Annotated in this window: 21 protein-coding genes; 14 read left to right on the forward strand and 7 right to left on the reverse strand. The window is 64.1% G+C overall.

What is annotated here, in order from left to right:
- Positions 1 to 19 precede the first annotated feature (19 nt).
- The 12 genes from BLS75_RS28815 to BLS75_RS28870 all read left to right on the forward strand — a co-directional run bounded on the left by BLS75_RS28815 (position 20) and on the right by BLS75_RS28870 (position 11,970).
- Positions 20 to 2,215, forward strand: coding sequence for an ethanolamine ammonia-lyase (locus BLS75_RS28815; protein ID WP_011063690.1), 2,196 nt, complete (start codon positions 20 to 22; stop codon positions 2,213 to 2,215).
- Between the two features lie 51 nt (positions 2,216 to 2,266).
- Positions 2,267 to 3,661 carry an ethanolamine ammonia-lyase subunit EutB gene (locus tag BLS75_RS28820; RefSeq protein WP_011063691.1) on the forward strand — a complete coding sequence of 465 codons (1,395 nt, stop codon included), beginning with the start codon at positions 2,267 to 2,269 and terminating at the stop codon, positions 3,659 to 3,661.
- An 11-nt stretch (positions 3,662 to 3,672) separates the two neighbouring features.
- The gene (gene eutC / locus BLS75_RS28825) at positions 3,673 to 4,497 is read left to right on the forward strand and encodes an ethanolamine ammonia-lyase subunit EutC (RefSeq protein WP_041120010.1); all 825 of its coding nucleotides are present in this window, start codon (positions 3,673 to 3,675) and stop codon (positions 4,495 to 4,497) included.
- 106 nt (positions 4,498 to 4,603) lie between these two features.
- Entirely contained in the window at positions 4,604 to 5,062 is a 459-nt protein-coding gene (locus tag BLS75_RS28830; RefSeq protein WP_011063693.1) for a GNAT family N-acetyltransferase, read from the forward strand.
- Between the two features lie 242 nt (positions 5,063 to 5,304).
- Positions 5,305 to 5,961 (forward strand): DedA family protein, encoded by a 657-nt coding sequence (locus BLS75_RS28835; RefSeq protein WP_072452891.1) that lies wholly within the window; start codon positions 5,305 to 5,307, stop codon positions 5,959 to 5,961.
- Between the two features lie 5 nt (positions 5,962 to 5,966).
- On the forward strand, positions 5,967 to 6,779 hold the full coding sequence (locus BLS75_RS28840) for a M90 family metallopeptidase (protein WP_072452888.1): 813 nt from the start codon (positions 5,967 to 5,969) through the stop codon (positions 6,777 to 6,779).
- Positions 6,780 to 6,996: 217 nt separating this feature from the next.
- Positions 6,997 to 7,524, forward strand: coding sequence for an inorganic diphosphatase (gene ppa / locus BLS75_RS28845; protein ID WP_011063696.1), 528 nt, complete (start codon positions 6,997 to 6,999; stop codon positions 7,522 to 7,524).
- Positions 7,525 to 7,982: 458 nt separating this feature from the next.
- Positions 7,983 to 8,459: a hypothetical protein gene (locus tag BLS75_RS28850; protein WP_219737502.1), complete on the forward strand. Its 477-nt coding sequence runs from the start codon at positions 7,983 to 7,985 to the stop codon at positions 8,457 to 8,459.
- 138 nt (positions 8,460 to 8,597) lie between these two features.
- On the forward strand, positions 8,598 to 9,773 hold the full coding sequence (locus BLS75_RS28855) for a GGDEF domain-containing protein (RefSeq protein WP_072452886.1): 1,176 nt from the start codon (positions 8,598 to 8,600) through the stop codon (positions 9,771 to 9,773).
- A gap of 156 nt (positions 9,774 to 9,929) precedes the next feature.
- Entirely contained in the window at positions 9,930 to 10,301 is a 372-nt protein-coding gene (locus BLS75_RS28860; RefSeq protein ID WP_011063715.1) for a hypothetical protein, read from the forward strand.
- A gap of 10 nt (positions 10,302 to 10,311) precedes the next feature.
- The gene (locus BLS75_RS28865; RefSeq protein ID WP_011063716.1) at positions 10,312 to 10,761 is read left to right on the forward strand and encodes a DUF3828 domain-containing protein; all 450 of its coding nucleotides are present in this window, start codon (positions 10,312 to 10,314) and stop codon (positions 10,759 to 10,761) included.
- Between the two features lie 126 nt (positions 10,762 to 10,887).
- Positions 10,888 to 11,970 carry a dienelactone hydrolase family protein gene (locus tag BLS75_RS28870; RefSeq protein WP_072452884.1) on the forward strand — a complete coding sequence of 361 codons (1,083 nt, stop codon included), beginning with the start codon at positions 10,888 to 10,890 and terminating at the stop codon, positions 11,968 to 11,970.
- Positions 11,971 to 12,003: 33 nt separating this feature from the next.
- On the opposite strand, the gene nirK is transcribed toward BLS75_RS28870, so the two are convergent.
- From nirK to BLS75_RS28905, 7 genes are all read right to left on the reverse strand, one after another.
- A complete protein-coding gene (gene nirK / locus BLS75_RS28875) occupies positions 12,004 to 13,092 on the reverse strand; it encodes a copper-containing nitrite reductase (RefSeq protein ID WP_011063717.1) in 1,089 nt (362 codons plus the stop codon).
- A gap of 113 nt (positions 13,093 to 13,205) precedes the next feature.
- Positions 13,206 to 14,024 carry a YfaP family protein gene (locus tag BLS75_RS28880; protein WP_072452882.1) on the reverse strand — a complete coding sequence of 273 codons (819 nt, stop codon included), beginning with the start codon at positions 14,022 to 14,024 and terminating at the stop codon, positions 13,206 to 13,208.
- 3 nt (positions 14,025 to 14,027) lie between these two features.
- On the reverse strand, positions 14,028 to 15,671 hold the full coding sequence (locus tag BLS75_RS28885) for a DUF2300 domain-containing protein (protein ID WP_011063719.1): 1,644 nt from the start codon (positions 15,669 to 15,671) through the stop codon (positions 14,028 to 14,030).
- A 1-nt stretch (position 15,672) separates the two neighbouring features.
- Positions 15,673 to 20,250: an alpha-2-macroglobulin family protein gene (locus BLS75_RS28890; protein WP_072452879.1), complete on the reverse strand. Its 4,578-nt coding sequence runs from the start codon at positions 20,248 to 20,250 to the stop codon at positions 15,673 to 15,675.
- Positions 20,247 to 20,906 (reverse strand): DUF1175 domain-containing protein, encoded by a 660-nt coding sequence (locus tag BLS75_RS28895; RefSeq protein WP_015637191.1) that lies wholly within the window; start codon positions 20,904 to 20,906, stop codon positions 20,247 to 20,249. Before BLS75_RS28895 ends, BLS75_RS28890 begins: the two co-directional genes overlap by 4 nt.
- The gene (locus BLS75_RS28900; RefSeq protein WP_072452877.1) at positions 20,891 to 22,603 is read right to left on the reverse strand and encodes a DUF2138 domain-containing protein; all 1,713 of its coding nucleotides are present in this window, start codon (positions 22,601 to 22,603) and stop codon (positions 20,891 to 20,893) included. The genes BLS75_RS28895 and BLS75_RS28900 overlap by 16 nt, the downstream gene beginning before the upstream one ends.
- A gap of 37 nt (positions 22,604 to 22,640) precedes the next feature.
- Positions 22,641 to 23,432: a YfaP family protein gene (locus tag BLS75_RS28905; protein WP_019092777.1), complete on the reverse strand. Its 792-nt coding sequence runs from the start codon at positions 23,430 to 23,432 to the stop codon at positions 22,641 to 22,643.
- A gap of 368 nt (positions 23,433 to 23,800) precedes the next feature.
- Between BLS75_RS28905 and BLS75_RS28910 the strand changes: the two genes are divergently transcribed.
- Positions 23,801 to 24,043 carry an exodeoxyribonuclease VII small subunit gene (locus BLS75_RS28910; protein ID WP_011063724.1) on the forward strand — a complete coding sequence of 81 codons (243 nt, stop codon included), beginning with the start codon at positions 23,801 to 23,803 and terminating at the stop codon, positions 24,041 to 24,043.
- On the forward strand, positions 24,040 to 24,927 hold the full coding sequence (gene ispA / locus BLS75_RS28915; protein ID WP_019092778.1) for a (2E,6E)-farnesyl diphosphate synthase: 888 nt from the start codon (positions 24,040 to 24,042) through the stop codon (positions 24,925 to 24,927). The genes BLS75_RS28910 and ispA overlap by 4 nt, the downstream gene beginning before the upstream one ends.
- The last annotated feature ends 22 nt before the right edge of the window (positions 24,928 to 24,949 follow it).

Consider the following 24,949-nt stretch of genomic DNA (forward strand, 5'->3'; position numbering starts at 1 on the left):
GGCCAAGGAGAGTCTTGCCATGTCACTCACCGAACTGCAGCACATCCGCCTTCCCGTCGTCCCGGCCGAACGTGGCTACAGCACCCGGGTGCTGGATCGCCAGATCGCCTTCGACAGCCTCAAGGCGGTGCTCGGCGCCGCCGACATCAGCAAGGCCGGGGACCGTGTGGCGGGGCTGGCCGCCGTGGATGAAATCACTCGCGAAGCAGCGCGCAAGGTGCTCTCGGAACTGACCCTGGATCACTATTTCCAGCACCCGCTGACCGACCGCCACGGCCATATCGACAGTGTCATGCAGGTCAACTACGACATCGACCACGAAGTGTTCGGGGAAATCGCCCCTCTTACCCTGGGCGCCCTGAAAGATCGCCTGCTGCGCAGCCACGGCACCGAAATACGCCGCATCGGCCGCGCCCTGACCGGGGTGATGGTGGCCGCCCTGGCCAAGCTGCTGGATGTGCATGAACTGATCCTGCTGTCGAAAAAGCTCAAGAGTGGCGCGGCCGCCAAGGCCCGAACCCTGGTGGGCCTGCCCGGCACCCTGTCGTCGCGCTTGCAGCCCAACCATCCCACCGACAACCTCAGCGGCATCACCCTGCTGGTCTACACCGGCCTGAGCATGGGCTCGGGGGACGCGTTGATCGGCCTCAACCCGGCCATCGATACCGTGGACAACATCAGCGCCACGCTCCACCACCTGGACAAGCTGCGCCGGGAAACCGGAGCACCCACCCAAATCTGCGTGCTGTCCCATATCAAGACCCAACTGGCCTGCCTCGACCAGGGCGCTCCAGTGGAGATCATGTTCCAGAGCCTGGCGGGCACCGAACGTACCCTGACCGACGAGTTCGACGTTACCGTGCAACTGCTGGACCAGGCCTGGCAGACCATGGCCGAGCGCGGCCCGCTGCGGGACGTGGCGGAAAACTTCATGTACTTCGAGACTGGCCAGGGCAGCGAGCTGACCTACGGCAAGCACGAAGGCATCGACATGACCACCTGCGAAGCCCTGTGCTACGGGCTTGCCCGGCGCTACCGGCCGTACATGGTAAACAACGTCACCGGCTTCATCGGCCCGGAAACCCACCTCGACAACTTCGAGATGACCTATTCCTGCCTGCAGGACCAGTTCATGGGCAAGTTGCTGGGCCTGCCCATGGGCATGGCCCCCTGCTACACCCTGCACTCGCAAGTAACCCTGGAAGGCCAGCAGATGGCCACCGAGTTGCTGACCGCGGCCGGGGCCAACTTCTTCATGGACGTGTACCTGAGCACCGACCGCATGCTCGCCTACTTCGACACCAGCGCCCACGACAACCAGACCCTGCGCGAGGTGCACGACCTGGCACCGGCCCCGGAATACCTGCGCTGGGCCCTGGGCAAGGGGATTTTCCAGGAAGACGCCCACGGCAACGTGGAACGCGGGCCGAACTGGGGCAACCCGAGGATTTTCTGCCAGTCGGACATCGACTTCCAGCGCCTGCTGGAATCCACCCCGGCCACCTACGGCTTCGACAACGCCGGGCCGCGCCCGGCCAACAGCGTGTCGCGTACTGTACGCGCCAACCTGGCAGTGGCCCGCGAGGCAATCTACGTCGACTTGCGCCCCAGCGAAATCGGCGCCATTCCCCTGCGTGAGTTGCGCACCGCCGCCCCGGACAAGCTGGCCCATCTGCAAGACCCGGAGCTGGGCGCGCGGCTGACCGAGGAAGTGCTGCGGCGCCTTAAACCAGAATACAACGACGTGCAGATCGTGATTTCCGACGGCCTCAGTGCCGAGGCCATCCACCACAACATTCCCGAGCTGCTGCCGGTGCTGCTGGACGGCTTGCACAGCCGCGAGCTGCGCATCGGCCAGCCGATCCTCGCGCCCTATGGCCGGGTCAAGCTGGCGGAATCGGTGGGCGAGGCCCTGCAACCCCAGCTGATCATCGTGCTGATCGGCGAGCGGCCCGGCGGCGATGCCCTGGCCTCACGGAGCATGTCCGCCTACCTGGGCTACCGCCTGCCGGACGAGCAGGCCCGCCGCGCCGCCGCCCAGTTCAGCGGCAATGCCGACATTCGCTATGAATACACCGTGATCTCGAACATCTACAGCGGTGGCCTGCCGCCGCTGGAAGGCGGCAGCCTGGTGGCGGAAAAGGCCTTTGCCATCCTCCATCACCGGGCTGCCGGCAACCGTCTGGAAAACCTGCTGAAGAAGGTGGCATCCTGATGATCCGCCAGCACTCGGCAACGCCCCTACATCGTTGAAACGGAGACTGAGATGGCCCAATTTTCCCACAGCGTAGGTTCTCAGACCTATCGCTTCGACAGCCTCAAGGACGTCATGGCCAAGGCCAGCCCGGCCCGTTCCGGCGACTTTCTGGCCGGGGTTGCCGCCCTCAACGACGGCGAGCGGGTTGCCGCCCAGATGACCCTGGCGGATATCCCACTCAAGCACTTTCTCGAAGAGGTGCTGATTCCCTATGAGTCCGACGAAGTCACCCGGCTGATCATCGACACCCATGACCGCGAGGCCTTCGCCACGGTCAGCCACCTCACCGTGGGCGGCTTTCGCGACTGGCTGCTCAGCGACGCCGCCGACGAACAGAGCCTGCGGGCCCTGGCGCCGGGCCTGACCCCGGAAATGGCCGCCGCGGTGTCGAAGATCATGCGCGTACAGGACCTGATCCTGGTGGCGCAGAAGATCCGCGTGGTGACCAAGTTCCGCGGCACCCTGGGGCTGCGTGGACGCCTGTCCACCCGCCTGCAGCCCAACCACCCCACCGACGAGCCGGCGGGCATCGCCGCAAGCATTCTCGACGGCCTGCTGTACGGCAACGGCGACGCGATGATCGGCATCAACCCGGCCACCGACAGCATCGCCTCGATCTGCGCCATGCTGGAAATGCTCGATGCCATCATCCAGCGCTACGAGATCCCCACCCAGGCCTGCGTGCTGACCCACGTCACCACCTCCATCGAGGCGATCAATCGCGGCGTGCCCCTGGACCTGGTCTTTCAATCGATTGCCGGCACCGAAGCGGCCAATGCCAGCTTCGGCATCAACCTCAACGTGCTCCAGGAAGGCTACGAGGCGGGCCTGAGCCTGAACCGCGGCACCCTGGGGCAGAACCTGATGTACTTCGAGACCGGCCAGGGCAGCGCCCTGTCGGCCAACGCCCACTTCGGCATCGACCAGCAGACCTGCGAAACCCGCGCCTATGCCGTGGCCCGGCACTTCAAGCCGTTCCTGGTCAATACCGTGGTCGGCTTCATCGGCCCCGAGTACCTGTACAACGGCAAGCAGATCATCCGTGCCGGCCTGGAAGACCACTTCTGCGGCAAGCTGCTGGGCGTGCCCATGGGCTGTGACATCTGCTACACCAACCACGCCGAAGCCGACCAGGACGACATGGATAACCTGCTGACCCTGCTGGGGGTGGCAGGAATCAACTTCATCATGGGCATCCCCGGGTCCGACGACATCATGCTCAACTACCAGACCACGTCCTTCCACGACGCGCTCTATGCCCGGCAGACCCTTGGCCTGAAACCCGCTCCCGAATTCGAGCAATGGCTGGCCAGGACCGGCATCTTCACCCAGGCCGACGGCAAGGTGCATTTCGGCAACAACCTGCCGCCGGCTTTCCGCCAGGCGCTGGCCCAGTTGGGATAAGGAACAGGCTCATGCAAAAACACCCCACCGATTCGCAGAACCCCTGGCTGGAACTGCGCCGCCTGACTCCGGCACGCATTGCCCTGGGCCGTACCGGCACCAGCCTGCCCACCGATGCTCAACTGGACTTCCAATACGCCCACGCCCAGGCCCGGGACGCCGTGCACCTGCCCTTCGACCACGCCGGCCTGAGCGCCCAATTGGCCGAGCGCGGCCGTGACAGCCTGCTGCTGCACAGCGCCGCCACCGACCGCCACAGCTACCTGCAACGCCCCGACCTGGGACGCCGGCTCAGTGACGACTCGGCCCAGGCCCTGCGCGACTACGCCAGCGCCCATCCCGGCGGGTTCGATCTGGCAGTGGTGGTAGCCGACGGCCTGTCGGCCCTGGCGGTGCATCGCCATACCCTGCCATTTCTGGCACGCATGGAGGAACAGACCGCCGCCGAAGGCTGGTCGCTGTCGCCCGTGGTGCTGGTGGAACAGGGCCGGGTGGCGGTGGCCGACGAGGTCGGGCAACTGCTGGGGGCGAAGATGACGGTGATCCTGATCGGCGAACGCCCGGGGCTCAGTTCCCCCGACAGCCTGGGGCTGTATTTCACCTACCAGCCGAAAATCGGCCTCACCGACGCCTATCGCAACTGCATCTCCAATGTGCGCCTGGAGGGCCTGAGCTACGGCATGGCCGCTCACCGCCTGCTCTACCTGATGCGTGAAGCCTGCCGCCGCCAACTGTCGGGGGTGAACCTCAAAGACGAGGCGCAAGTGCAGACCCTGGACAGCGACGAGCCGGCAGATATGAAGGGCAACTTCCTCCTGGGCCCGCCCCAAGCGTGACTTTGCAAGACGATTGCGCTTTTTCGCCGCTTTGGGCAGCATCGCAACACGGCTGCCCGAGTCATCCAACCTGTGCCGTCACATCCACTTGAAGTTGAGAGCCACCATGCGGATTACTCAAGCAACCCTCGAGCACCTGGATCTGTTGACCCCCTTATTCGTCAAATACCGCGAATTCTATGGCGCACTGCCCTACCCGGATTCGTCCAGGGCCTTCCTGGAAAAACGCCTGCGGCGCAAGGAATCGGTGATCTACCTGGCCCTGGCCGACGACGACAGCAACAAATTGCTGGGCTTCTGCCAGCTGTACCCGAGCTTTTCCTCCCTCTCCCTCAAGCGTGTGTGGATTCTCAACGACATCTACGTTGCTGAAGACGCCCGGCGCCAGCTGGTGGCGGACAACCTGATGCGCACCGCGAAGAAGATGGCCAAGGAAACCAACGCCGTGCGCCTGCGGGTGTCCACCAGCAGCAACAACGAAGTGGCACGCAAAACCTACGAATCCATGGGTTTTCGCGAAGATACCGAGTTCAAGAACTACGTCCTGCCCCTCAGCGACGACTGACTCTGCAGACAGCGGCCCCAGGGCCGCTTTGGTATTTCCGCCCCTGGCGCGCGCCCTCCCGGCAACCTACCAAGCACCGGCCAAGCCGAAACGCCCCGCTACAATCTGAACACGCATTTCACTTGTCAGCCCTTATAATGCCGACCTTTTCGGATCGTAAGAAAAGCTACACCCCCCTGTAGTCCCTTTCTCCGAGTCATCGCACAGGCCTGCCGAGCCAGGCTGTCATCACAGGTGCCCCAATGGATTTCAACCCGATCGACCTAATCCTTCATCTCGACGTTTATCTCGACATGCTGGTGACCAACTACGGGCCCTGGATCTACGCCATCCTGTTCCTGGTGATTTTCTGTGAGACGGGCCTGGTGGTAACCCCCTTCCTGCCCGGCGACTCCTTGCTGTTCATCGCCGGCGCGGTGGCCGCAGGCGGCGGCATGGACCCGGTGCTGCTGGGCGGCCTGCTGATGCTGGCGGCGATCCTTGGCGACAGCACCAACTATGTGATTGGACGAACGGCAGGGGAGCGGCTGTTCAGCAACCCCGACTCGAAGATCTTCCGCCGCGACTACCTGCAGAAAACCCATGACTTCTATGAAAAGCACGGCGGCAAGACCGTGACCCTGGCGCGCTTCCTGCCGATCATCCGCACCTTCGCGCCCTTCGTCGCTGGCGTGGCGCGCATGCCTTACCCACGGTTCTTCGCTTTCAGCGTGGCCGGCACCATCCTCTGGGTCGGCGGCCTGGTGACCCTGGGCTACTTCTTCGGCAACGTGCCCTTCATCAAGAAAAACCTCTCGCTGCTGGTGGTGGCCATCATCCTCCTGTCCCTGGTACCGATGATCATTGGCGTACTGCGCAGCCGTTTTGGCCGCAGTACCGAAAAAGCCGAAACCCGCTAAGCGCCATGTGGTCCCTCAGCGCCTGGCGCCGCAAGCGCCGGCTGGCCAGGCACCCGGTCAGCGATGAAACCTGGCAGCGGGTACGCCAGCACCTGCCCTTCCTCGACGGCATCAGTGCCACCGAGGACCAGTGGCTGCGCGAGGCCAGCGTGCTGTTTCTCGACGACAAGCACCTCACCGCCCTGCCCGGGGTCGAGCTGCACCAGGAACAGCGCCTGCTACTGGCGGCCCAGGCACAGCTGCCGCTGCTGCACCTGGGGGACCTGAACTGGTATCAGGGCTTCCACGAAATCATCCTTTACCCCGACGACTTCCTCAGCCCGCAACGCCATCGCGACGCCAGCGGTATCGAGCACGAATGGGATGGCGAGCACAGCGGCGAAGCCTGGCAGCAGGGGCCAATCATCCTCGCCTGGCCCGGAGTCCTGGCCAGCGGAGGCTGGGAAGCCTACAACCTGGTGATCCACGAACTGGCCCACAAGCTGGACATGCTCAACGGCGACGCCAACGGCCTGCCGCCGCTGCACAGCGACATGCGGGTCAGCGAGTGGGCGCAAGTGATGCAAAGCGCCTACGACGACCTCAACCACCAGTTGGACCGCAATCCAGACGCAGAAACCGCCATCGACCCCTACGCCGCGGAAAACCCGGCGGAATTCTTCGCCGTCACCAGCGAATACTTCTTCAGCGCCCCGGACTTGCTGGTGGCGGCCTATCCGAAAGTCTATGCACAACTACAGCTGTTTTATCGGCAGAATCCACTGGCCCGGTTACAGCAACTTCAAGCAGAAGATCCGGTCTATCAAACGCACCACTAATGTCCTGTCGCGCTATTTAAGCTGTTCATCTGAAGACCGGTTACCTGACAACCAGGCCGCCGGTCGCTCGGTAAACCCGAACACGCCCGCGACACAGTACAACCAAGGTTCTACGACCCTTGGTACGTGGCATCGGTAGCGGAGTGTGTCTATAATCGCCGCCACTTTTTGGTCAATCCGGCCAAGTCATTTGGTCAACTAACGGGGGCAACGCCCAATGAGCTACAGCAAGATTCCGGCGGGCAAAGACCTGCCGAACGACATCTACGTCGCTATCGAAATCCCGGCCAACCACGCGCCGATCAAGTACGAAATCGACAAAGACAGCGACTGCCTGTTCGTTGACCGCTTCATGGCCACCCCGATGTTCTACCCGGCCAACTACGGCTTCATCCCCAACACCCTGGCTGACGACGGCGACCCCCTCGACGTACTAGTCGTGACCCCTTACCCAGTAGCGCCAGGCTCGGTGATCCGTGCCCGTCCAGTGGGCATCCTGAACATGACCGACGACGGCGGCGGCGATGCCAAAGTGATCGCGGTACCACACGACAAGCTGTCCCAGCTGTATGTCGACGTGAAGGAATACACCGACCTGCCAGCCCTGCTGCTGGAACAGATCAAGCACTTCTTCGAGAACTACAAAGACCTCGAAAAAGGCAAGTGGGTGAAGATCGACGGCTGGGGCAATGCCGATGCAGCCCGCGCCGAGATCCTGAAGTCGGTTGCTGCCTACAAAGGCTAAGCAGCAACTGCAAGCTTGGAGCAACAAGCTTCAAGAAAGAGCCCCGGTCATCCGGGGCTTTTTTATGCCCGCACGCAGCACCGGTTGCCTGCTGGCGCCCGCTTGCCGGTGAACCGCTTCCTCGGGCTGACCACGCATCCAGCAACATATTCTTCGCACTTTTTACTGCTTCAAGGCCTCTGGAACGCGCTTCGCACTGGGAATTCCCGGCGAATATGCGTATGCTGCGCCCCACATTTGCGCATCGACCCTTCAAGCGGTCAGAGCGCCTGACGAAGCGGATGACTTTCTCGCCCAGTCCCACAGCCAGCCGCAAGAGCTGGGTGTACGTTTTGAAGGCTGGTGCGGTTTACCAAAAATGAACCAAGCCAGTCCCCGAGAAGCCGGCCACAAGCCGGCTTTTTAATGCCTGGAACCCGAGCACGGGAAGGACTGGCCACTCCGACAGCAGGTGCAGGATGCACGACCTACGCAGCTTTGCAGCTCCCACAAGATCCCCTGCGGTGAATTTTCAGCCCCTGCGGCGAGCCATCAACGGTGCATTGCTGGCGGCGCTGACAGCCCTTGGCCTTTGCGGGTGCGTGGGTGCCTGGATGGATATGCCCGAAAGGCAAGTCACCAAGACCGACGCTCACCAAACGCTGGTGGGCCACTCCATGACCCCAGTCATCACCCGCACGCAGAAGAGCCCCGCCGAACGCCAGTGGTGCGGCACCACCGTTTTGCTCGTGATCCTGCCAATCCCGCTGAAACTGCCGGTTTGCGAGTCCTACAGCGCCACCTCGTACGGCAACGATATAAACGGCGCCGAAGCTGCGTTGCTGTATGTGAACCAGAAAGTCGGTTCGGACTTCTACGCCTGTGGCCCATTCATGTTCCTCGGGCCAATCGCGCACGGTTACCAGGGCAACGCGCTTTGCGGGAGGTTCCGCTAGGACCTTCACTCCTTGCCCCCCACACCAAGGCACTCACGTTCTCGCTACAATCCCGCCCATTGATGGCAATTCGCCCGCTCTGCAGCGGCCGGCTTCGACTCCTGCCCCTTGAGCGCGACGTTAACGAGAATTCCGGACATGGCCCTGCACATCCCCACCCTGCTCGTAGTCTCGGTGTTCATTTTCTTTCTGATGAGCCTGCTGACCTTCCACGCCTGGCTACGGGAAACCCGTGAGCGGCCACTGGCTTATCTGGGCGGCATGATGCTGCTGGCGGCGGTGGGCGTGGTGCTGGTCAGCCTGCGCGACACGGGCATGGACTTCGTGCCGAAAATCCTCGGCAACGTGGTCCTGCTGCTGAGTGCCGGCCTCAACTGGACAGCGATGCGGGTCTTCGCCGGGCGTCGCCCCCATGTCCCGGGCCTGCTGGCCGGGGCCGGCATCTGGCTGATCCTGTGTGTGGTGCCGGCGTTCTACCAGTCAATGCCGGTTCGGGTCTCGGTGTATTCGCTACTGGCGGCGGCCTATGGCGTGCTGACCCTGCTGGAGTTCTGGCGCAGCCGCCAGCAGTTGGAGGTCGCCTATATGCCGGCGGTGGTCCTGACCCTGCTGCACACGACGTACTACATCGTGCGTGCCCTTATTGACCAGGGTGTGGCCATGGATCAGGCGCTCAAAGGCTACGGTGCCGGGGTGCCACTCTTCTCCTTCATGCTGTTCGAATCGATGCTGTATGTGATCGGCATTGCCTACGTGACCCTGTGCATGGTCAAGGAACGAGTCGAACTGCGCTTCAAGGCGGCGGCCTTCTGCGACGCCCTGACCGGTATCGGCAACCGCCGGGCGTTCATGGTCAATGGCGAGCGGATGCTGATCGAATGCCAGCGCCGGGGCTCACCAATGGCCCTGCTGCTGTGCGATCTGGACCATTTCAAGCGCCTGAACGACGCCTACGGTCATCAGACCGGCGACCAGGTGCTGGTCGCATTCAGCCAGGTACTTGCAGAAACCCTGGGTACAAAAGACGTATATGCCCGCATTGGCGGTGAAGAGTTCGCCTGCCTCCTGGCCGCGACCGATGAGCAGGCCGCAGTAACGGTAGCCGAGCGGGTTCGCCAGGCTTTTGCCCGCTTGCCTCTGCTGGAACCCGGGTTGCTCAGCGTCAGCATCGGTGTGGTCAGCAGTGAAACCCGGGGCTACGACCTGCCGCGCCTGTTGTCCCTGGCCGACGAAGCCCTGTATGACGCCAAGCACCAGGGGCGCAACCGAGTGCACACGGTATCGCGCAGCGCCCTGGAGTTGCAGCCGGACTGAACGGCCAAGCCGCCTGGCTCCTGCGTGGTTTTGCCAATCAGCGGGATAACTGTGATACGCCCCCCAAAGGCGGCAAATAAGGCACTTAGCCAGTATTTCCGGCGCCCTTGGGCAAGAATAAACTCGCCGCTCTCCAGGACTCTCGGATGACAAGGAATGTGGAATAAAGAAGCCGCTATCAGTCACTTGAACGCTCACGCTCACGCCGGTAGTACGGGGCGCTGTGCGGCCTATACTCGCCAGGCGATCGAAGCCGGTGGCGGTGGGGTGATTCTGCACAGGAAGCACTCGGCCAAGGACTTCGGCTCATCATTGACTTCTGCAGGTTTCATCGAACAGCCGGCCGGCCAGACGCCCGCAGCGGGCGATGTGGTGATCATCCAGCCCATTCCAGGGCACCCCCACGGTCACATGGCGATGTTCAACGGCACACTCTGGGTGTCAGACTTCAAGCAACTGCACGGTTTCTACCCGGGGCATTCCTACCGGGTGCAGAAACCTGCCTACAAAATCTATCGCCATCCGTAAGGGGTCCCCCATGAGAATGCTGTTCTGCTCGCTGCTGGCAGCGGTCGCGATGCATCAGTCGGTCGCCCTGGCCGACTGCGCCAGTTCGCCAAAGCCCGCAACCCAGGCGTTTTATAGCTGGTACCTGCAAACCTTCAGCGAAGACAAGGATCCGTTGACCGACAACGTGGCGGAAATGAAGAAGTACGTCTCCGACTCGCTGATCACCAAGATCAAGAAACAGATGGCCAGCCCCGACGGCCTGGAAGAGGACTACTTCCTCAAGGCCCAAGACTACATGGATGAGTGGCTGACCCAGATCAAGGTCAGCGAACCACAAGTCCAGGGCTCCAGCGCCAAGGAGCAAGTGACGTTGGGCAACACCCCGGACACCACCCAGATCGTCGATGTGCGGATGATCAAGGACAAGGGCTGCTGGAAGATCGATGAAGTGATTTCCACTGCCGACCAGAGCGATTGACCTACCGCTTCGGCGCTGACTCCGGCCACAGCGCGGGTCGTCCATCCGGGCGATCCGCCATGCTAAGCTGCGCGCCGTTTCGGGCAACGGCCCGGGACCTCCTTCACTGAAAAAGGACTCTCAGTCATGTCGTTGCCGGCCGCAGTACGCCTGCCCCTGTCATTTATCTCGCTGTTCAGCGCTCTCAGCCTCAGCAGTTCCTGGGCCCATGCCGATGCGCAACAGGACGTCGCCAAGGGGCGCTGGCAAGGCCTGGCCGGCATGGCCAACCTGTACCTGGACGAAGCCACGCCAGCGGATTTCATCGAGGCCGGGGACAATGAGAAGAGCCAGCACGACAACTACGCCGGCGCCCTCGCCTACTACCTGACCGCTGCCCGCCTCGACCCGAAGAATGCCTACGCCTCCTACCAGGCCGCCGGCAGCCTGGCGGCCATGGACAAGAACAAGCGCGCCGCCGAATACCTCGACCAGGCCCGCGAGCGTGGCTTCTGGCAGCTGGTGCTGCTCAAGGAAGACGACGAACTGGAATCGTTGCAGCAGGACCCGGCCTACAAGAAGCTGTTGCAGGCCGCCGAGAAGAACTACCCGGCCAAGGCCAGGGATGCGGGCCTTGCGGCCTTCAGCATTCCCCAGGGCAAGGTCCCGAGCGAGGGCTGGCCGGTAGTGGTCTGGCTGTCGGGGTTCGGTACCGAAGGCAGCGACGGCATCGACATGCGCACGGACCTTGTGGGGGAAAAAGCCGTGCTGGTGGGCATCAACGGCACTCTCAAGCGCGACGAGCACCAATTCATGTGGCAGCAGCATTCGGTAGCACCGACCGAAGAAGCGGTCAGCGCAGCGCTGAAGAAACTGGAAAAGCAGACCCGTATCGATCGCTCGCGCATCGTCCTGATGGGTTTCTCCCAAGGTGCCGAGCACGCCTCGCACCTGATCGCCGAGTACCCGCAGCATTACAGCGGCGCGCTGCTGCTGTCACCCGGCGGCTACCGGATTCCCTTCGGCGAAACCAAGGCCCGGGACAAGCGCATCGTCATCGTCCATGGCGCCAAGGAGCACGAGAGCAACCAGAAGCTCACCGCCGCCACGCAACAGGCCCTGGAACCCGGCAACCAGGTCCAGAGCCATGAGCATGAGCAAGGCCATACCTTCCAGGACGACTGGCGCCAGGTGTATCCGGGCTACCTGAAGTTCGCCCTGAACCTCTGATGCCAGGTGCCGGGGCTTGAGCCCCGGCTGCTATCACTTGGCCGGAGTCATGGGCCCGGGGGCCTTTACCTGGGTCATCAGGTCATCGTCCCACTGCCCCTCGACCTTGACCTGAGCCAGGGCCCCCAACTCCATGGCCTCGATCAGGTTGTGGTTGAGGTACACGTAGGTGCCCGGCTGCTTGAAGGTGTAGAGCGCCGCCAGGGCCGAACCGCCGGGGATGAACCAGGTCTCCAGGTTGCGTTGCGGGGCGTTGGCGAACTTGCCGGTGGTCCAGACCCAGTCGCCATGGCCGCCGATCAGGTGCGGACGGCTGTCGCGGTTGGCCTGGGAGTGGATGAACAGCACGCTTTCGCCGACCTTGGCGGTCAGGGCGTTGGCTCCGGTCAAGGCGCCGACACGGCCGTTGAACACCACGTGGCTCGGGGTCAGGGTACGCATCACTTCACGGGTGTCCTGGTAGCTGGAGGCCAGGTCCGGGTAGCTCTTGTAATGCCCGTCCTTGTCCTTGGGGATGTACAGGTCGAACTCGCCGATGGTGTAGGCCCGGTCATAGTGCAAGGGCTTGCCGGCAGGGTCCTGCAAGCCTTCGCGCGGCAGCACCATCAAGGTCCCGCTCATGCCCGAAACCACGTGCCAGGGCACCATGCCCGGCGGCGCGCAGTGATAGACGAAGGTCCCGCTGCGGTCAGCCTTGAAACGCAGCACCACTTCCTGCCCCGGCAGCACCTGGGTCAGGGCCGCACCGCCCAGGGCACCGGTGGCCGCATGGAAGTCGATGTTGTGGGGCATGCTGTTGCTGGCCGGATTGCTCAGGGTCAGCTCGACGTAGTCGCCCTCGTGCACCACCAGGGTCGGCCCCGGCATAGAGCCGTTGAAGGTCATGGCCTGCAGGGTGGTGCCCTGATCGTCCACCACCATCTTTTTCTCTTCCACGTTCATGCGGAACTGCACGACCTTCGGCGGCCCGCTGACAGCCTGCTCATGAGCATGCACCTGGGGCGGCGCCACCAGGTCCACCTTGACCCGCTGCAAACCGTCGGCGCCCGCGGCCAACACCAGGCTGGAGGCACAGCTTCCGGCCACTACACAGCACTTCAACCACGATTGAAAAGCACCCATGTTCTGCATTTCCCTGCCAATGAATGGTGATTCATTGCAAGGCAAACACCGGGGGCCCGTATTGTCTCAGGGCAATGAACGGATGGCCGGGAAAGCGCATCCGTTGAGCCCGGTCATGGATAACTGAAACTGCGCACCAGGGTCAGTTCCCCGGGGGCGCGCATCGGCACCACAAAGGTCTCGCTCTTTTCATCCGGCGTGCCTTCCTCGGTAATCACTGTGACCTGGGCGGTGGTCAGGGGCTGCACGGCATTTTCCTGGCCGCCGTCTTCATCGTCGTCACTGCGATAACCGCCACCGTAGTAGTTCACATAGACCAGGTACTGGCCCTTGAGCGGCGCCGGCATGGAGAAGATCTCCGGGCCGTAGCCCGTGGTCACGTCCACATCCAGGGTCGCGCCGTTCGGAGCCACGCGGTCGCCGTACCAGATGTGCGCGCCGTCCGGGGTTACCAGGTGCAGGTCGAGGTCGGTATTGTCGCTGTCCCAGGACAGCAGCACGCGCAACTTGGGCGGGGTCACGCCACCGCCGGTGTTGAGAAACTGCACGCGCTTGCGCTGCTGGCCATCCGGGCTGCGCACTTCGACGCTGTTGCTGCCGTTGGGGAAGGCGTACGGCCGGTCGAAGCTGCCTTGCTCATCGAACTTGAGCGGCATGCTGACGCCATTGACGATCAGCTTGCCGGGCTCTTTGTTCGCCTTGGGCGCACCCTTGATCTGCCCGCGAATACGCGCGGTATCGGCCTGGCCCTGGGGGGTATTCACCGAGGAGGCCGGGTAGTTGACCTCCTGAAGGTACTGTTCACCATTCATTGCTCGAGTGCGCCAGCCGCCCTTGGGGGTGTCGAGCTGGATGCCGCTGTCGGCCAGGGCCATGGGCAGGCTGAACATTCCACAAAGGAACAGGAGGACCGGGGGAGCAGGAAGTTTCATGGCCTATTCCAATAAAAGATGACGGGCGAGCCCTTCGATGTAGGTTTCATCCTGGCCGTTGGGATGAGCTTCAAAGGCCAGGTGCAGGTATTCGTGAGTCAGGTCGAGGCGGTCTTGCAGCGAGAGCACGCCCCGCACATAGATGCGTTGCCGTTCACGGTCGACGTAGGGCCGGCCGAAACTCAGGCGGCACACGGCGAACTGGCTGATTTCGTTGTAGCCGATCTCTTGCTCCAGCGGTTGGCGCCAGCGCCGGCGCTGCTGCAGCAGCCACTCCTGGGCCGCCGGCAAGGGTTCGCAGGAGGCCACGGGGTTGTCCCAGCGGCTGAGGCTGGCCCGGGGATAGGCGTGCAGCAGGATGGCGTCGTAGCGTTGCCCGGACCGGGCCTGCTCCACGGCCTGTTGCCAGGACAGTTTGTCCGGCGCCTTCAGGTCCGAGTGATAGGTGACTTGAGTGCCGGCCAGCACCAGGTCGCTGGTCCAGGCGGCAATGGCCCGGGCCTGGGCAGTGGCCGGGCGCGGCGCGACCCGCTGGCGGTTGCTGCTGTCGTCGATGCTCAGGCATTCGCCGCTGCGCCCGGCGTTCTGCAACAGGTAGGTACGGATGGCCACGGCCAGCGCCTTGGCGGCCTCCACTGGCTCACTGGTGGCTTCGCGCTGCAGTACCCGAGCGACATATTCCTCACGGTCCAGGCGCGCCACCAGTCGCTGGGCCGCAGGGTCTTGCTGCAGGAACAGCTCGCCGGCGCTGTGGATATCCAGCTGGTTGCCGTTGGCAAACTCCACCCGGTAATCCCCTTGCAAGGCACCCGGTTTAGCCGGCTGGCCGCCCTGGCTGACGCTTCTGAGCGGGTAGCGGGAAAACAGGCTGACCTCCACACAGCGGCCTTTATCCACAGGCGGGTTGTCCGGCAGTTCCTGGTTCAGGGCCTGGGCGTAGTCCTTCAACACCCGTTGGCTGGTGCCACGCCCGCCCACCCACAGAGGTGTGCCATCCACCAGCCAGCCGGCAAAACCACCCTGGCGCGATTGCGGGTCCTGATCCGCCAGCCAGCTCCAGGTCTTGACCCGCAAGCGCCCGCCCAAGGCGCCCACTACAGCGCCGTCGGCGGCATTGAGCACCACATCCAGCAGCACGCGCCGGGCCGTGTCCCGGGCCGGCAACAGCGCCAGCACCTGCAGCAGTTCCGCTACCGGGACCCGGGTCTGGGGCTGCAGCTGGTTGAGGTCCTGCAACCAGTCGGGAGCGTTGCGGGCCTGCCAGTAATGGCGCCAGTCAGCGGCGGACAGTTGCAAGCGCTGGGGCTCGAAATACAAACCGCAGGAACGTACCAGCGCCTGATCACGGGCGATGCTGGCGCCCACCGCACAGCAGTAGACCTCTTCCTTGGACTTGCCCTGGCAGGCATAGGCCGGCTCCTGGGCGCCGGTGTCCACCAGCCAGGCGTAGACAAAGAGTTTCCAGACACTGCCCAGGGGCGCTTGCAGATCCTTGGGCAACGGCTCGCGAGACAGAACCTGGGTCTTGCTCAGGCTCACCAGCTCACTGTCCGGGGCGGTTTTCCAGGCCAGGCGCAGAGGCTCGTCCTGGGCCGTCACCCACCCAGGAAGCAAACACAGACATAGCCAGGCCCAGCACCGCACCATGTTATTTGACCGTGACCTGACCCAGGGCCGGGGTGCGTTCCTGAGCCTGATGCTCCGGTGCGTACACCTGGTAGAAACGTGCCGGCGGCAGATTGAACTGGCCTTTCTGGGAGAAGCGAACCAGATGGCGCAGGCGCACTTCGCTGCCGTCGTTCAACGCATCCAGCGGCACCGCGTAGCTCATCTGCCCAGGTTCGGAACGAGCCTTCTCCAGGGACGCCGCCTCCGTACCGGCCGGGCCGGCCAGCTTGATGCCCCAGGTGGTGCGCTCGACATCGGCACCCGGCGGCAGCGGCACTTCCAGCATGCCGTACAGCAGCGGCCGGTTGCCTTCGTTGGCGATGATCACTTCGTCCAGGTACAGGCCGTCACTGGCGATCGGCTTGTTGCCCACCGGTTCCAGCTTGAAGGTGAAGGCTTCGTCCCCCGGCACCAGGCGCAACAGGCGGCGGGTGATGTTCACCGGCGACGGCGTGCCCATGTCCAGCTTGCTCAGGTAGCTCACCGACGCCCGCAGCGGACGTTCCGGCACAGAGCCCAGGGCCAGTACCGTCGGCACCTGCGCCCCTTGCCACTGCCAGTAGCTTTCACCGCTGGCGCCCTGGCGCTGTTGCCAGCCCTGCCCCGGGTTCAAGGCCACCGCCGGGGTCGACTGGGCGATGCTGCGCTGCAGCCAGGTCAGGGCCAGGGCCCGTTCCAGGGTCGATTGCGACGGCAGCAGGCGTTGCAGCAAGGCACGCGCCGCGCCTTGGTCGAACGGTTTGAGCGACAGGCTCAGGGCCTGGGTGAACGGCTGGGAGCTGATATCCAATTGCTGCTGCGCCGCTTCCAGTTGGGCGACGAACGCCGCGGGTGGCGTGACCTTGGCATCCCGCGCCAGGGCCGCGGCCAGCACCCGGGCGCTGGCCAGGCCGAGGGCCGAATCCGGATCGTCCATCACCAGACTGTCGCTGCCGTTGTCCTGCATGCTGGCTGCCGGGCCGCTACCGGCCTTGGCCAGGTCGTCCATCAGGCCGCTGACCAGGGTGTTGATCGGCAGTTTCATTTCACGGGCGAACGACAGGATCAGCGCCCGTTGCAGCAACGGCGTATTGCCAGCCTGCTTGGCGTAGACCTCCAGCACCCGCTGCCAGTGCTCCGGCGGCAGGTTCAGGTCCAGCACCTTGCTCGCATTCCAGTCGGCGTAATAGGCGTAGGCGGTGAGGAAGGCATCCGGCTCGGCATCTTCGCCCCACCAGGTGAATGCCGCTTCCGGCCCGGCCATGTGCACCAGGCGCAGACGGCTGTTCTGCATCATCAGCCGCAGCCGGTCGCGGATCTGCGGATTGCTGGCCAGCGCCGGGTAGGCAACGCTCAACGGCAGCAACTGGCTGGCGGTCTGTTCGACGCCGCCATACGGGTATTCCAGCAGGTCATCCAGGGCCGAACGGAACAGCGCTTGCGGGCTGTCGTCCAGGCGCAGGCGAATGTCCGCAGCATCGGCCGGCAGGCCCAGCGGCGTGCTGATGGTGACCACGTCCAGGCTCTGGGTCTGCACGCTCTGCCAGCCGGCCGCACTGCTCACCAGGCGCACCGCCAGGGCATCCACGGTCTTGCCGCCCTGCACCAGCTCGGCGCTCCACTCGCCATTGCCTGGGGCAATGGCCGGCAGCGCCACATAGTTGATGCCGCTGTTGAGGGTCAGCGGCAGGCGCTGGGACTCCCCGGCGTAATGGATCACCAGTTCGGCCTTGGTGGGTTGTTCGGACTGGCTGAAGGCGAATACCCCCAGGTCCGGCTTGTCACCCGTGCGGAAGCGGGTCGGACCGCTCCACTTCAGGTACAGGGCCTTGTCGGAACGCACGAACTGCTTTTTCTGCCCCACTTGGCCATCATCGGCGATGGCCCGGGCAGTGATGCGCCAGCGGGTCAGGGAATCCGGCATGCGGAAGGTGAAACGCGCCTTGCCGCTACCGTCGGTGACCAGCTCAGGCTGCCAGGCAGCGGTGTCGACGTCTTCGCGCCGCGGACGCTCCAGTACCTTGACCCCGCGTTCGCTGCGGTTGGCCTTGCCCGGGGCGGTGGGGCTGCCCGGCAGGGCCACGTCGTAGCTGATGAACGACAGGCTGGCGCTGGTGCGCACATTGTTGCGCCGCGGGTGGTAGAAGAACTGGTCGATGCTCGGCGCCACTTCCGGTTGCAGGGCGTAGACCATTTCGTCCACCACGCTGACCGTCAGGTGTGCGGGCACCGGCTTGCCGGCGAACTGGGTAGACAGGTCGACGGTGACCATGTCACCCGGCTGGTATTTGTCCTTGTCGGTATGGATGGCCACATCGATCTGCGGCGTCAGCACCTTGATCCCGGCGTTCTGGAAGCTGTACTCGCCGCCCTTGGTGTAGAGCACGGAAAAGGTCAGGTTCGGCGCAAAGCCGTCCTTCACCGGCACCCGGGCGCGGTATTGGGTGGGGCTGAGTTTTTCCACCTTGAGCCAATCGCCGCCCTTGGACAGCAGCGCCGTGGCCTCGACCTTGTCCCGCTCCAGGGACAGCAGGGCGTCGTTGATCGGCTCCGGGAAGGTGATCAGCGCCAGGGCTTCGTCACCAGCCTTGTACTCGGGCTTGTCGAGGACGATTTCCACGGTGCCCGGCACCGCTTTCACGCCCTCGCCAGTGACCGAGTGGCTGGTGCCGCCCAGTACACGATCGTGCTCGTCGCGCAGGGTCAGGTTGTAGGTACCGGGGCGCTCGAAGGCCAGGGCGAAACCGCTGTCGGCGGCAGCCAGCTTGCCCTCGCCGGTGGACTGGTCCTCCATGCGCACCCAACCGTAGCGGCTCGGCTTGACGTTCTTGCTCTGCTCGCTGGTGTTCTGGTTGGCGTAGCTGAACTGCACCTTGTCGCCGGCCGCGCTGAAACGCTGCGGCGCGCTGAGGCTGAAGCTCGCCGCGCCACGCTCGATGAGGATTTCCTTGGTGGTCTTGACCCGATACGCAGCGCCATCACTGGCGAATACGGTGAGCATGTAGCGGCTGGGCTTGTCCGCCGCCGGCAGGTCGAGGGTCGCACTGCCCTTGGAATCGGTGGTCAGTTCGGCGCTGGTCAACTCCACCGGGAACTGGCCCATGTACTGCAGTTCGTTGTCCACCATGGACAGCTGCTGGGCCCGCAGGCTCAGTTGCAGGCGAGCGTTGGCCACCGGTTTGCCGTCGGGGTAGAGCAGTACCAGGTTGCCCTTCACCGGCTCGCCGGTCTTGAAGTCCGGCTTGGCCAGGGCCAGGGAAACTTCAAAGTGCGGTTTGATGTACTCGGCCACGCGGAAGGCACTGCTGTAGACCTGGCCCTTGTAGCCAAAACGCAGTTCATAACCACCGGCCACGGCATTTTCCGGCAGTTGGAAGCGGCCCTGGGTGCCGGACTTGGAGTCCAGGTTCAGGGTCATGTTCTGCAGGGCGGTGCCGGCGGCATCCAGCACGCTGACGTTCACCGTGCCGGCACCCGGCTGTACCGAGTCCCGGGCGTTCTTGAACTCGCGACCGACGATCTTCAGCGATACCCAGTCCCCCGGGCGATACAGCGGCCGGTCGGTGAAGGCATACAGTTTGGTGTCGTAGATTTCGCTGTCGTAATAGAAGTTCTCGGAGACGAACACCCCGCCTTCCTGGTCTTCGCCGATCACGTAGGAGCGCTCGGGACTGACGTGCTTGAGGCGCACCAGGCCCTGTTCGTCGGTGGCGCCGCTGTTCATCACGCCGAGGCCGTCGGTCCACAGCACATTGACCTTGGGCACCGAGTTGCCTTCATGCTTGCCCGCGGCCCAGACCAGCAGTTCGTCGCCGGCGATCTTGCTCACCGCCACGGTGTTGGAAACAAAGACCATGGTGGTGGCGCGGTACTTGCCCACCAGGGCCTCCACCAGGTACAGGCCGGGCTTGAGCTGCCCCAGCGGGATGTAGACGTTGCCCGGGGCGACGGTGATGAACTGGCTGGAGGAACCGGACAGGTTTACCCCGGCCGGCGGCTGGATCGGCTTGGCCTGCCACAGCGGATAACGGAACTGGGTCACCAGAGGCAGCCCCGGGATCAGGGCGAATTGCGGCTGGGCGTCATACGGCGTCGGCGCCAGCATGGAGTTGCCCACCTTCAGTTCCGGCACCTCTTCGGTGACCTGCTTGCGTGACTCGTAGGAGAAGGCGCGCTGCATCACCCGGCGGGATTTGCGGTACCAGTTGTCCCACAGGTAGGCCAGGGTGTTGGACAGGCCCTCGCCCTTGAACTGGCCGTCGCTGACCACCCGGTGCAGGTTCTTCTGGCGCTTGAGAAAGTCCAGCGGCTGGTCGATCCGGTACACCCGGATGTCCGCGCCGCCATAGGGCTCCATGCGAAAGCGCCGGTAGTCACGGCCCGGGGCTTCGAGGCGCACCATGGCCTGTTCGTCGCTGGCGAAACTGCTGTCGGCCAGGAGGAAGAAACTCTCGCCGGAGACCGCCGCATAGTCGCTGGGCGGCACCGAGTCTTCGGCGTTGACCAGGGCCACGGGGGTGAGCAGGGTCAAGGCCAGGGTCAGGCGAAACAGAAAACGGGACATACGGGATTCGCTCATTGGGTGAGGAAGTTCAGTCGATAGATGCCGATGAAGTTGGGGTTGGCTGAGTCGGGTATCCATCGAGTGTCCTTCCATGTCATCAGTTGCTGCACGCTAGCCGAGCGCATGCCGTTGTCGGTGGGAGTGGTGGTGCCGGTGTGATAGGCGATGTTGCGGCCCATCCAGATCATCAGGTGCTGGTCGTCGCCCTGGTCGAAGAACAACAGGTCACCGGGGCGCGCCTGCCCCAGGTCACGGCTCACCAGATGGCTGTTGAACTGGATCAGCTTGATGGCATTGACGTAGGGCCCGGTCTGGCCGCCGCCCTGCTGCCACTGCTGGGCCAGGCCGCGCTGGCCTTCGCTCAGTTGCAGCTCCGGCGGCAGGTAGCGATTGGACATGCCGTTGGCCCGCAGCCATTTGTTGTCGTGGACCTTGAGCGCTTCGTTGGCGGCAAAGCGCACCAGGCCCGCGCAGTCCTGCTGGTACCAGCGCGGGCTCGGGCCCTGGCTCAACTGCTCCTGGGCGATGCGCACGAACCAGGCACGGAACACCTGGGACTGCTGCACGTCCAGGGGCGGAGCCTGGGTCGCGCCCACGGCGCTGCTCAGCAACAAGGCCAACAGGCCAAGGCTGCTCAGACCTTTGCGCAGTGCACTCACAGGGCACGCCATTGCAGAGGCAGCCATTGCCAGTGACCGTCGGGCTCGCTGCCTTCGGGCAGGGTCAGGGCGTACTTGCCATAACCGCCGAGGGTACGCAGCTTGGGCACCAAGTAGGTTTGCGCGGCGTTGTTGAACACCGGCTCCATGTCCTGGGGCAGGCTGTCGAAGGTTTCCTGCTGGATCAGCTGGGCCAGGGACTGCGGGCCCAGGTACACCGGCATCAGTGCATCCTTGGGCACCACGTCCGCCAGGGGCGGGAAGCGCTTGTCCAGGGTGCCCAGGGCCTTGCTCACAAGCTTGTCATCCAGGGAGAACACCAAGGTCGAGCCATGGCGGGCCAGGCTGACCTGCATGAAGGCGCGACCGGTGATGGTTTGCGGGTCCTTGGCTTCCTTGGCCGGGTACTGGCCGAAGTTGGAACTGACCTGGCGCTGCCACTGGTGCACGTCGCCGTTCTGCTGCTCGACCACCGGGAAGATGCGCTCCGCCACCTTGCTTTCCCGGGTGCCGACCATGGAGCCGAACAGCTTGCCCAGGTCCGCATCGAGCTTGGCATTGTCCTTGTCCTTGAGGCTGGCCACCAGCAGCGGTGTGTACAGCCGCGAGTCGGCGTACCAGCACAGGCCGGCGGTCCCGGCCATGTGCTCGGTCAGGGTGGTGGCCACCGCTTCTTCGGCGCCCAGCTTGACCAGCAACGGCTTCTGCTGCTCCGCCGCCAGGGGCAAGGCTACGCAGGCGCTGGCGCCCATGGGCATGGCCTGCCAGATCGGCTTGAAGTCGAACGCCGGCTGGTTGTCCTGCTCTTGCATGGCCAGGTAGCTGTGCCAGCCCTTGTCGTCCATGTCGAAGCGCAGGCCGGCGAAGTTGGGGATAAAGCGCTGGTAACCCATGGCCAGAACGCTGGAATTGACTGCCAGCCGCTGCTGCACTTCAGGCTTGCGCGCTTCCAGGCCAAAGGCCTCGGGGAACAGTTTGTCGCCGTTGAGCAGGGCCTCCAGGGCGGTGGTGGACACCGCACCATGCTCGTCGTCGGCGCCGGTGGCGGGGTCATACAGCTTGGCGGGGTTGGACAGCACCACCAGCTTGTCGCCGTGGGAGGCGAATGCCAGGGACCGGCTGGCGTTGTAATTCAACTGGTACAGGGTCACCGCATCGCCACCGACCTTCAGGTCCGCCAGCTTGCTCAACTGGGTGTCATCCAGGGCCACCTTGGCCAGGGGCTCCAGCAGCTTGGCCAGGCCGCCGCGGTCCATCACCAGCAGGAAGTCCTTGAGACGCCCGTCGGCGCCGCGCCACAGCGCCACGTCGGCCGGCTGGTCGAACAACTGCTCGATCAGGTTGTCCTGCAGCTTCAGGTCATGCTCGTAGATGATCCGCCGCAGGCTGCCGATCAGGCCCAGGCGGTCGGCGTGGGTCTGGTAATAGAAGACGAAATCCTCGGTCAGGGTTTCCTTGAGGAAAGGCACTGCCAGCAGGGCCTTGGGCAACTGCGCCAGGGAATGGGTTTCCAGCAGCCCATCGGGGCGGCTCAGGCCCAGCTTGTCGCCGGCCAGCTCCGCCACCGGAGTCTTGGGCTTGCAGCCCACGCCGGTGACCGCGGCCGCCACCAGGCACAGGCCCATGACCAGGACCGGCCAGCGCCGCTTGCTGGCGGGTTGTTCAGTACCGGGCACGCCGGCTGCCGGGGATGCTGTGTTTTCGCTCATGATTCACAAAGCCCAATTCATCCGTGGTGCGGGATGTTCAATAGTTGAAAGACTTGACCAGCAACAGGTCGCCGATGGCCCGCATGGGCACGATAAAGGTCTCGCGTTTCTCATCGACGGTGTTTTCGTTAAGGATCAGGTTGATCTGCGAGGTGATCACCTCGTTCTGATTGCTGCCTTCGTCGAAGTTGTATCCGCCGCTGCCGAAGTTGCCCCAGTAGTTCACGTAGATCAGGTAGGTGCCCCGCAGCGGTGCGGTCATAGTGAACATTTCCGGGCCCGGGCCATCGACGCCGTCCGGGTCCAGGCCGCCGCCATTGGTCAGGCCGGGGTGGCCGAAGAAGGCGTGCTGACCGTCGGGGGTAATGATGTGCATGTCCAGCTCGGCCTTGGGATCGTCCCAGCCCAGCACTACGCGAATGCGCGGTGGAGTCTTGTTCAGGTTGGCTTCATAGAACTGCACGCGCTTGAGGGACTTGCCCTCGGAGCTGCGCACTTCGACGCTGTTGGAGCCGGCACCGAACGCATAGGGCCGGGCAAAACGGCCCTGCTCGTCGGTATAGAGATTCAACGGGTTGCCGTTGACCGACAGGCTGTGGGGCTGGCGCAAATGGCCAATGGCCTTGAGCTGGCCTTCGATCAGGGTGCGGTTGCGCTGGATGCCGCGGTCGATGGGCGGCGTCGGATAGGCCACGCGATCCTGCTCGGTGCGGTCCAGCAGGCCGGAATAACGCCAGCCGGCCAGGGGTTCCTGCAGCTCGGCAGAAGGCTCGGCGAATGCCGGCCCGGCCAGCAGCAAGGTCAGCAGAAGGGAGGATAGAGCGCGCATGTAATGCGTCCTGCCATGCATGGGAAAACCCTGGCGCCAGATCCTCGGCGCGGCTGCAAATATTCAGAAAGAGTGCCCGGCAACAAAGGGCGTTGGAAAGGCCGCAGATTAGCGACTTGGCGCCTGTTGCACAATTGCCGGAAAAGGAATTTGCGAGGGAATCGGCAATGCCCTGAAACCCCCGCAGCAAGTGCCATTACAGCGCCATCACCCCCCTTCAATCCCGGGAGCAATGCGCGTCGTGAAAACCCCAACCCCCCTACCCCAACGCCCCCCGCCCGAAGCCCGCCAGCGGGCGCTTCTCATTTGCCCGAAACCCCGCTGTCTGCTAGTGTCGCGCCGGTTTAACGTCAACCGGGATAGCCGCCATGGCCCGCAAAAAAGCTGCCTTAGATTTCGAACAATCCCTCGCCGACCTGCAAACCCTGGTCGAGCGTCTGGAGAACGGCGAGCTGTCGCTGGAAGACTCGTTGACCGCCTTCGAGCAAGGCATCGGCCTGACCCGCGATTGCCAGGCGGCCCTGGCCCAGGCCGAGCAGAAGGTGCAGATCCTCCTGGAGCGCGATGGCGAGTTGGCGGAACAGCCCTTCGATGCGGAACAGCCGGAATGATTACCGCCTATCAGGCCTCCAGCCAGGCCCGCGTCGACGCTGCAATGCACACCCTGTTCACCGCCCCTAGCCCCGAACTTGCCCGCCTCTATGAAGCCATGCGCTACAGCGTGATGAATGGCGGCAAGCGCGTGCGCCCGCTGCTGGCCTACGCCGCCTGCGAGGCCCTGGGCGGCAAGCCCGAGCAAGCCAACGGCGCCGCCTGCGCGGTGGAGCTGATCCACGCCTATTCCCTGGTGCACGATGACCTGCCGGCCATGGACGATGACGACCTGCGCCGCGGCCAGCCCACTACCCACAAGGCTTTCGATGAAGCCTGCGCGATCCTCGCCGGCGACGGCCTGCAGAGCCTGGCCTTCAGCGCCCTGCTGGACCCGGCCCTGAGCGACGCCAGCGCCGAGATCCGCCTGCGCATGGTCACCACCCTGGCCCAGGCCGCGGGCCCGGCGGGCATGGTCGGCGGCCAGGCCATCGACCTCGGCTCCGTGGGGCTCAAGCTGGACCAGCAGGCCCTGGAATACATGCATCGGCACAAGACCGGGGCACTGATCGAAGCCAGCGTGATTCTTGGCGCCCTGGCCAGTGGCCGGGCCGAAAAGGACGAGCTCAAGGCCCTGCAAACCTACGCTCAGGCCATTGGCCTGGCGTTCCAGGTGCAGGACGACATTCTCGATGTCGAAAGCGATACCGCCACCCTGGGCAAGCGCCAGGGCGCCGATATCGCCCGGGACAAGCCGACCTACCCGGCCTTGCTGGGCCTGGCCGCAGCCAAGGAGTACGCCCTGGAACTGCGCGACCAGGCGCTGCATGCCCTGCGTCCGTTTGACGCAGCGGCCGAGCCGCTGCGCGAGCTGGCGCGCTATATCGTCGAACGCCGCAGCTGATCGGCGGTCCGTAGCAGGACCG

The sequence above is a fragment of the Pseudomonas sp. NFPP12 genome, assembly GCF_900103205.1.
Classification (GTDB): Bacteria; Pseudomonadota; Gammaproteobacteria; order Pseudomonadales; family Pseudomonadaceae; genus Aquipseudomonas; species Aquipseudomonas protegens.

Bases quoted from the DNA above. Each gene is read 5' to 3' on its own strand.
- BLS75_RS28855 (WP_072452886.1), top strand. From the start codon at position 8,598: ATGGCCCTGCACATCCCCACCCTGCTCGTAGTCTCGGTGTTCATTTTC.
- BLS75_RS28840 (WP_072452888.1), top strand. From the start codon at position 5,967: ATGTGGTCCCTCAGCGCCTGGCGCCGCAAGCGCCGGCTGGCCAGGCAC.
- BLS75_RS28830 (WP_011063693.1), top strand. From the start codon at position 4,604: ATGCGGATTACTCAAGCAACCCTCGAGCACCTGGATCTGTTGACCCCC.
- BLS75_RS28895 (WP_015637191.1), bottom strand. From the start codon at position 20,906: ATGGCGTGCCCTGTGAGTGCACTGCGCAAAGGTCTGAGCAGCCTTGGC.
- ppa (WP_011063696.1), top strand. From the start codon at position 6,997: ATGAGCTACAGCAAGATTCCGGCGGGCAAAGACCTGCCGAACGACATC.
- eutC (WP_041120010.1), top strand. From the start codon at position 3,673: ATGCAAAAACACCCCACCGATTCGCAGAACCCCTGGCTGGAACTGCGC.
- BLS75_RS28905 (WP_019092777.1), bottom strand. From the start codon at position 23,432: ATGCGCGCTCTATCCTCCCTTCTGCTGACCTTGCTGCTGGCCGGGCCG.
- BLS75_RS28860 (WP_011063715.1), top strand. From the start codon at position 9,930: ATGTGGAATAAAGAAGCCGCTATCAGTCACTTGAACGCTCACGCTCAC.
- BLS75_RS28885 (WP_011063719.1), bottom strand. From the start codon at position 15,671: ATGGTGCGGTGCTGGGCCTGGCTATGTCTGTGTTTGCTTCCTGGGTGG.
- BLS75_RS28890 (WP_072452879.1), bottom strand. From the start codon at position 20,250: ATGAGCGAATCCCGTATGTCCCGTTTTCTGTTTCGCCTGACCCTGGCC.
- BLS75_RS28820 (WP_011063691.1), top strand. From the start codon at position 2,267: ATGGCCCAATTTTCCCACAGCGTAGGTTCTCAGACCTATCGCTTCGAC.
- nirK (WP_011063717.1), bottom strand. From the start codon at position 13,092: ATGGGTGCTTTTCAATCGTGGTTGAAGTGCTGTGTAGTGGCCGGAAGC.
- BLS75_RS28880 (WP_072452882.1), bottom strand. From the start codon at position 14,024: ATGAAACTTCCTGCTCCCCCGGTCCTCCTGTTCCTTTGTGGAATGTTC.
- BLS75_RS28865 (WP_011063716.1), top strand. From the start codon at position 10,312: ATGAGAATGCTGTTCTGCTCGCTGCTGGCAGCGGTCGCGATGCATCAG.
- BLS75_RS28900 (WP_072452877.1), bottom strand. From the start codon at position 22,603: ATGAGCGAAAACACAGCATCCCCGGCAGCCGGCGTGCCCGGTACTGAA.
- BLS75_RS28910 (WP_011063724.1), top strand. From the start codon at position 23,801: ATGGCCCGCAAAAAAGCTGCCTTAGATTTCGAACAATCCCTCGCCGAC.
- BLS75_RS28870 (WP_072452884.1), top strand. From the start codon at position 10,888: ATGTCGTTGCCGGCCGCAGTACGCCTGCCCCTGTCATTTATCTCGCTG.
- BLS75_RS28815 (WP_011063690.1), top strand. From the start codon at position 20: ATGTCACTCACCGAACTGCAGCACATCCGCCTTCCCGTCGTCCCGGCC.
- BLS75_RS28835 (WP_072452891.1), top strand. From the start codon at position 5,305: ATGGATTTCAACCCGATCGACCTAATCCTTCATCTCGACGTTTATCTC.
- BLS75_RS28850 (WP_219737502.1), top strand. From the start codon at position 7,983: ATGCACGACCTACGCAGCTTTGCAGCTCCCACAAGATCCCCTGCGGTG.
- ispA (WP_019092778.1), top strand. From the start codon at position 24,040: ATGATTACCGCCTATCAGGCCTCCAGCCAGGCCCGCGTCGACGCTGCA.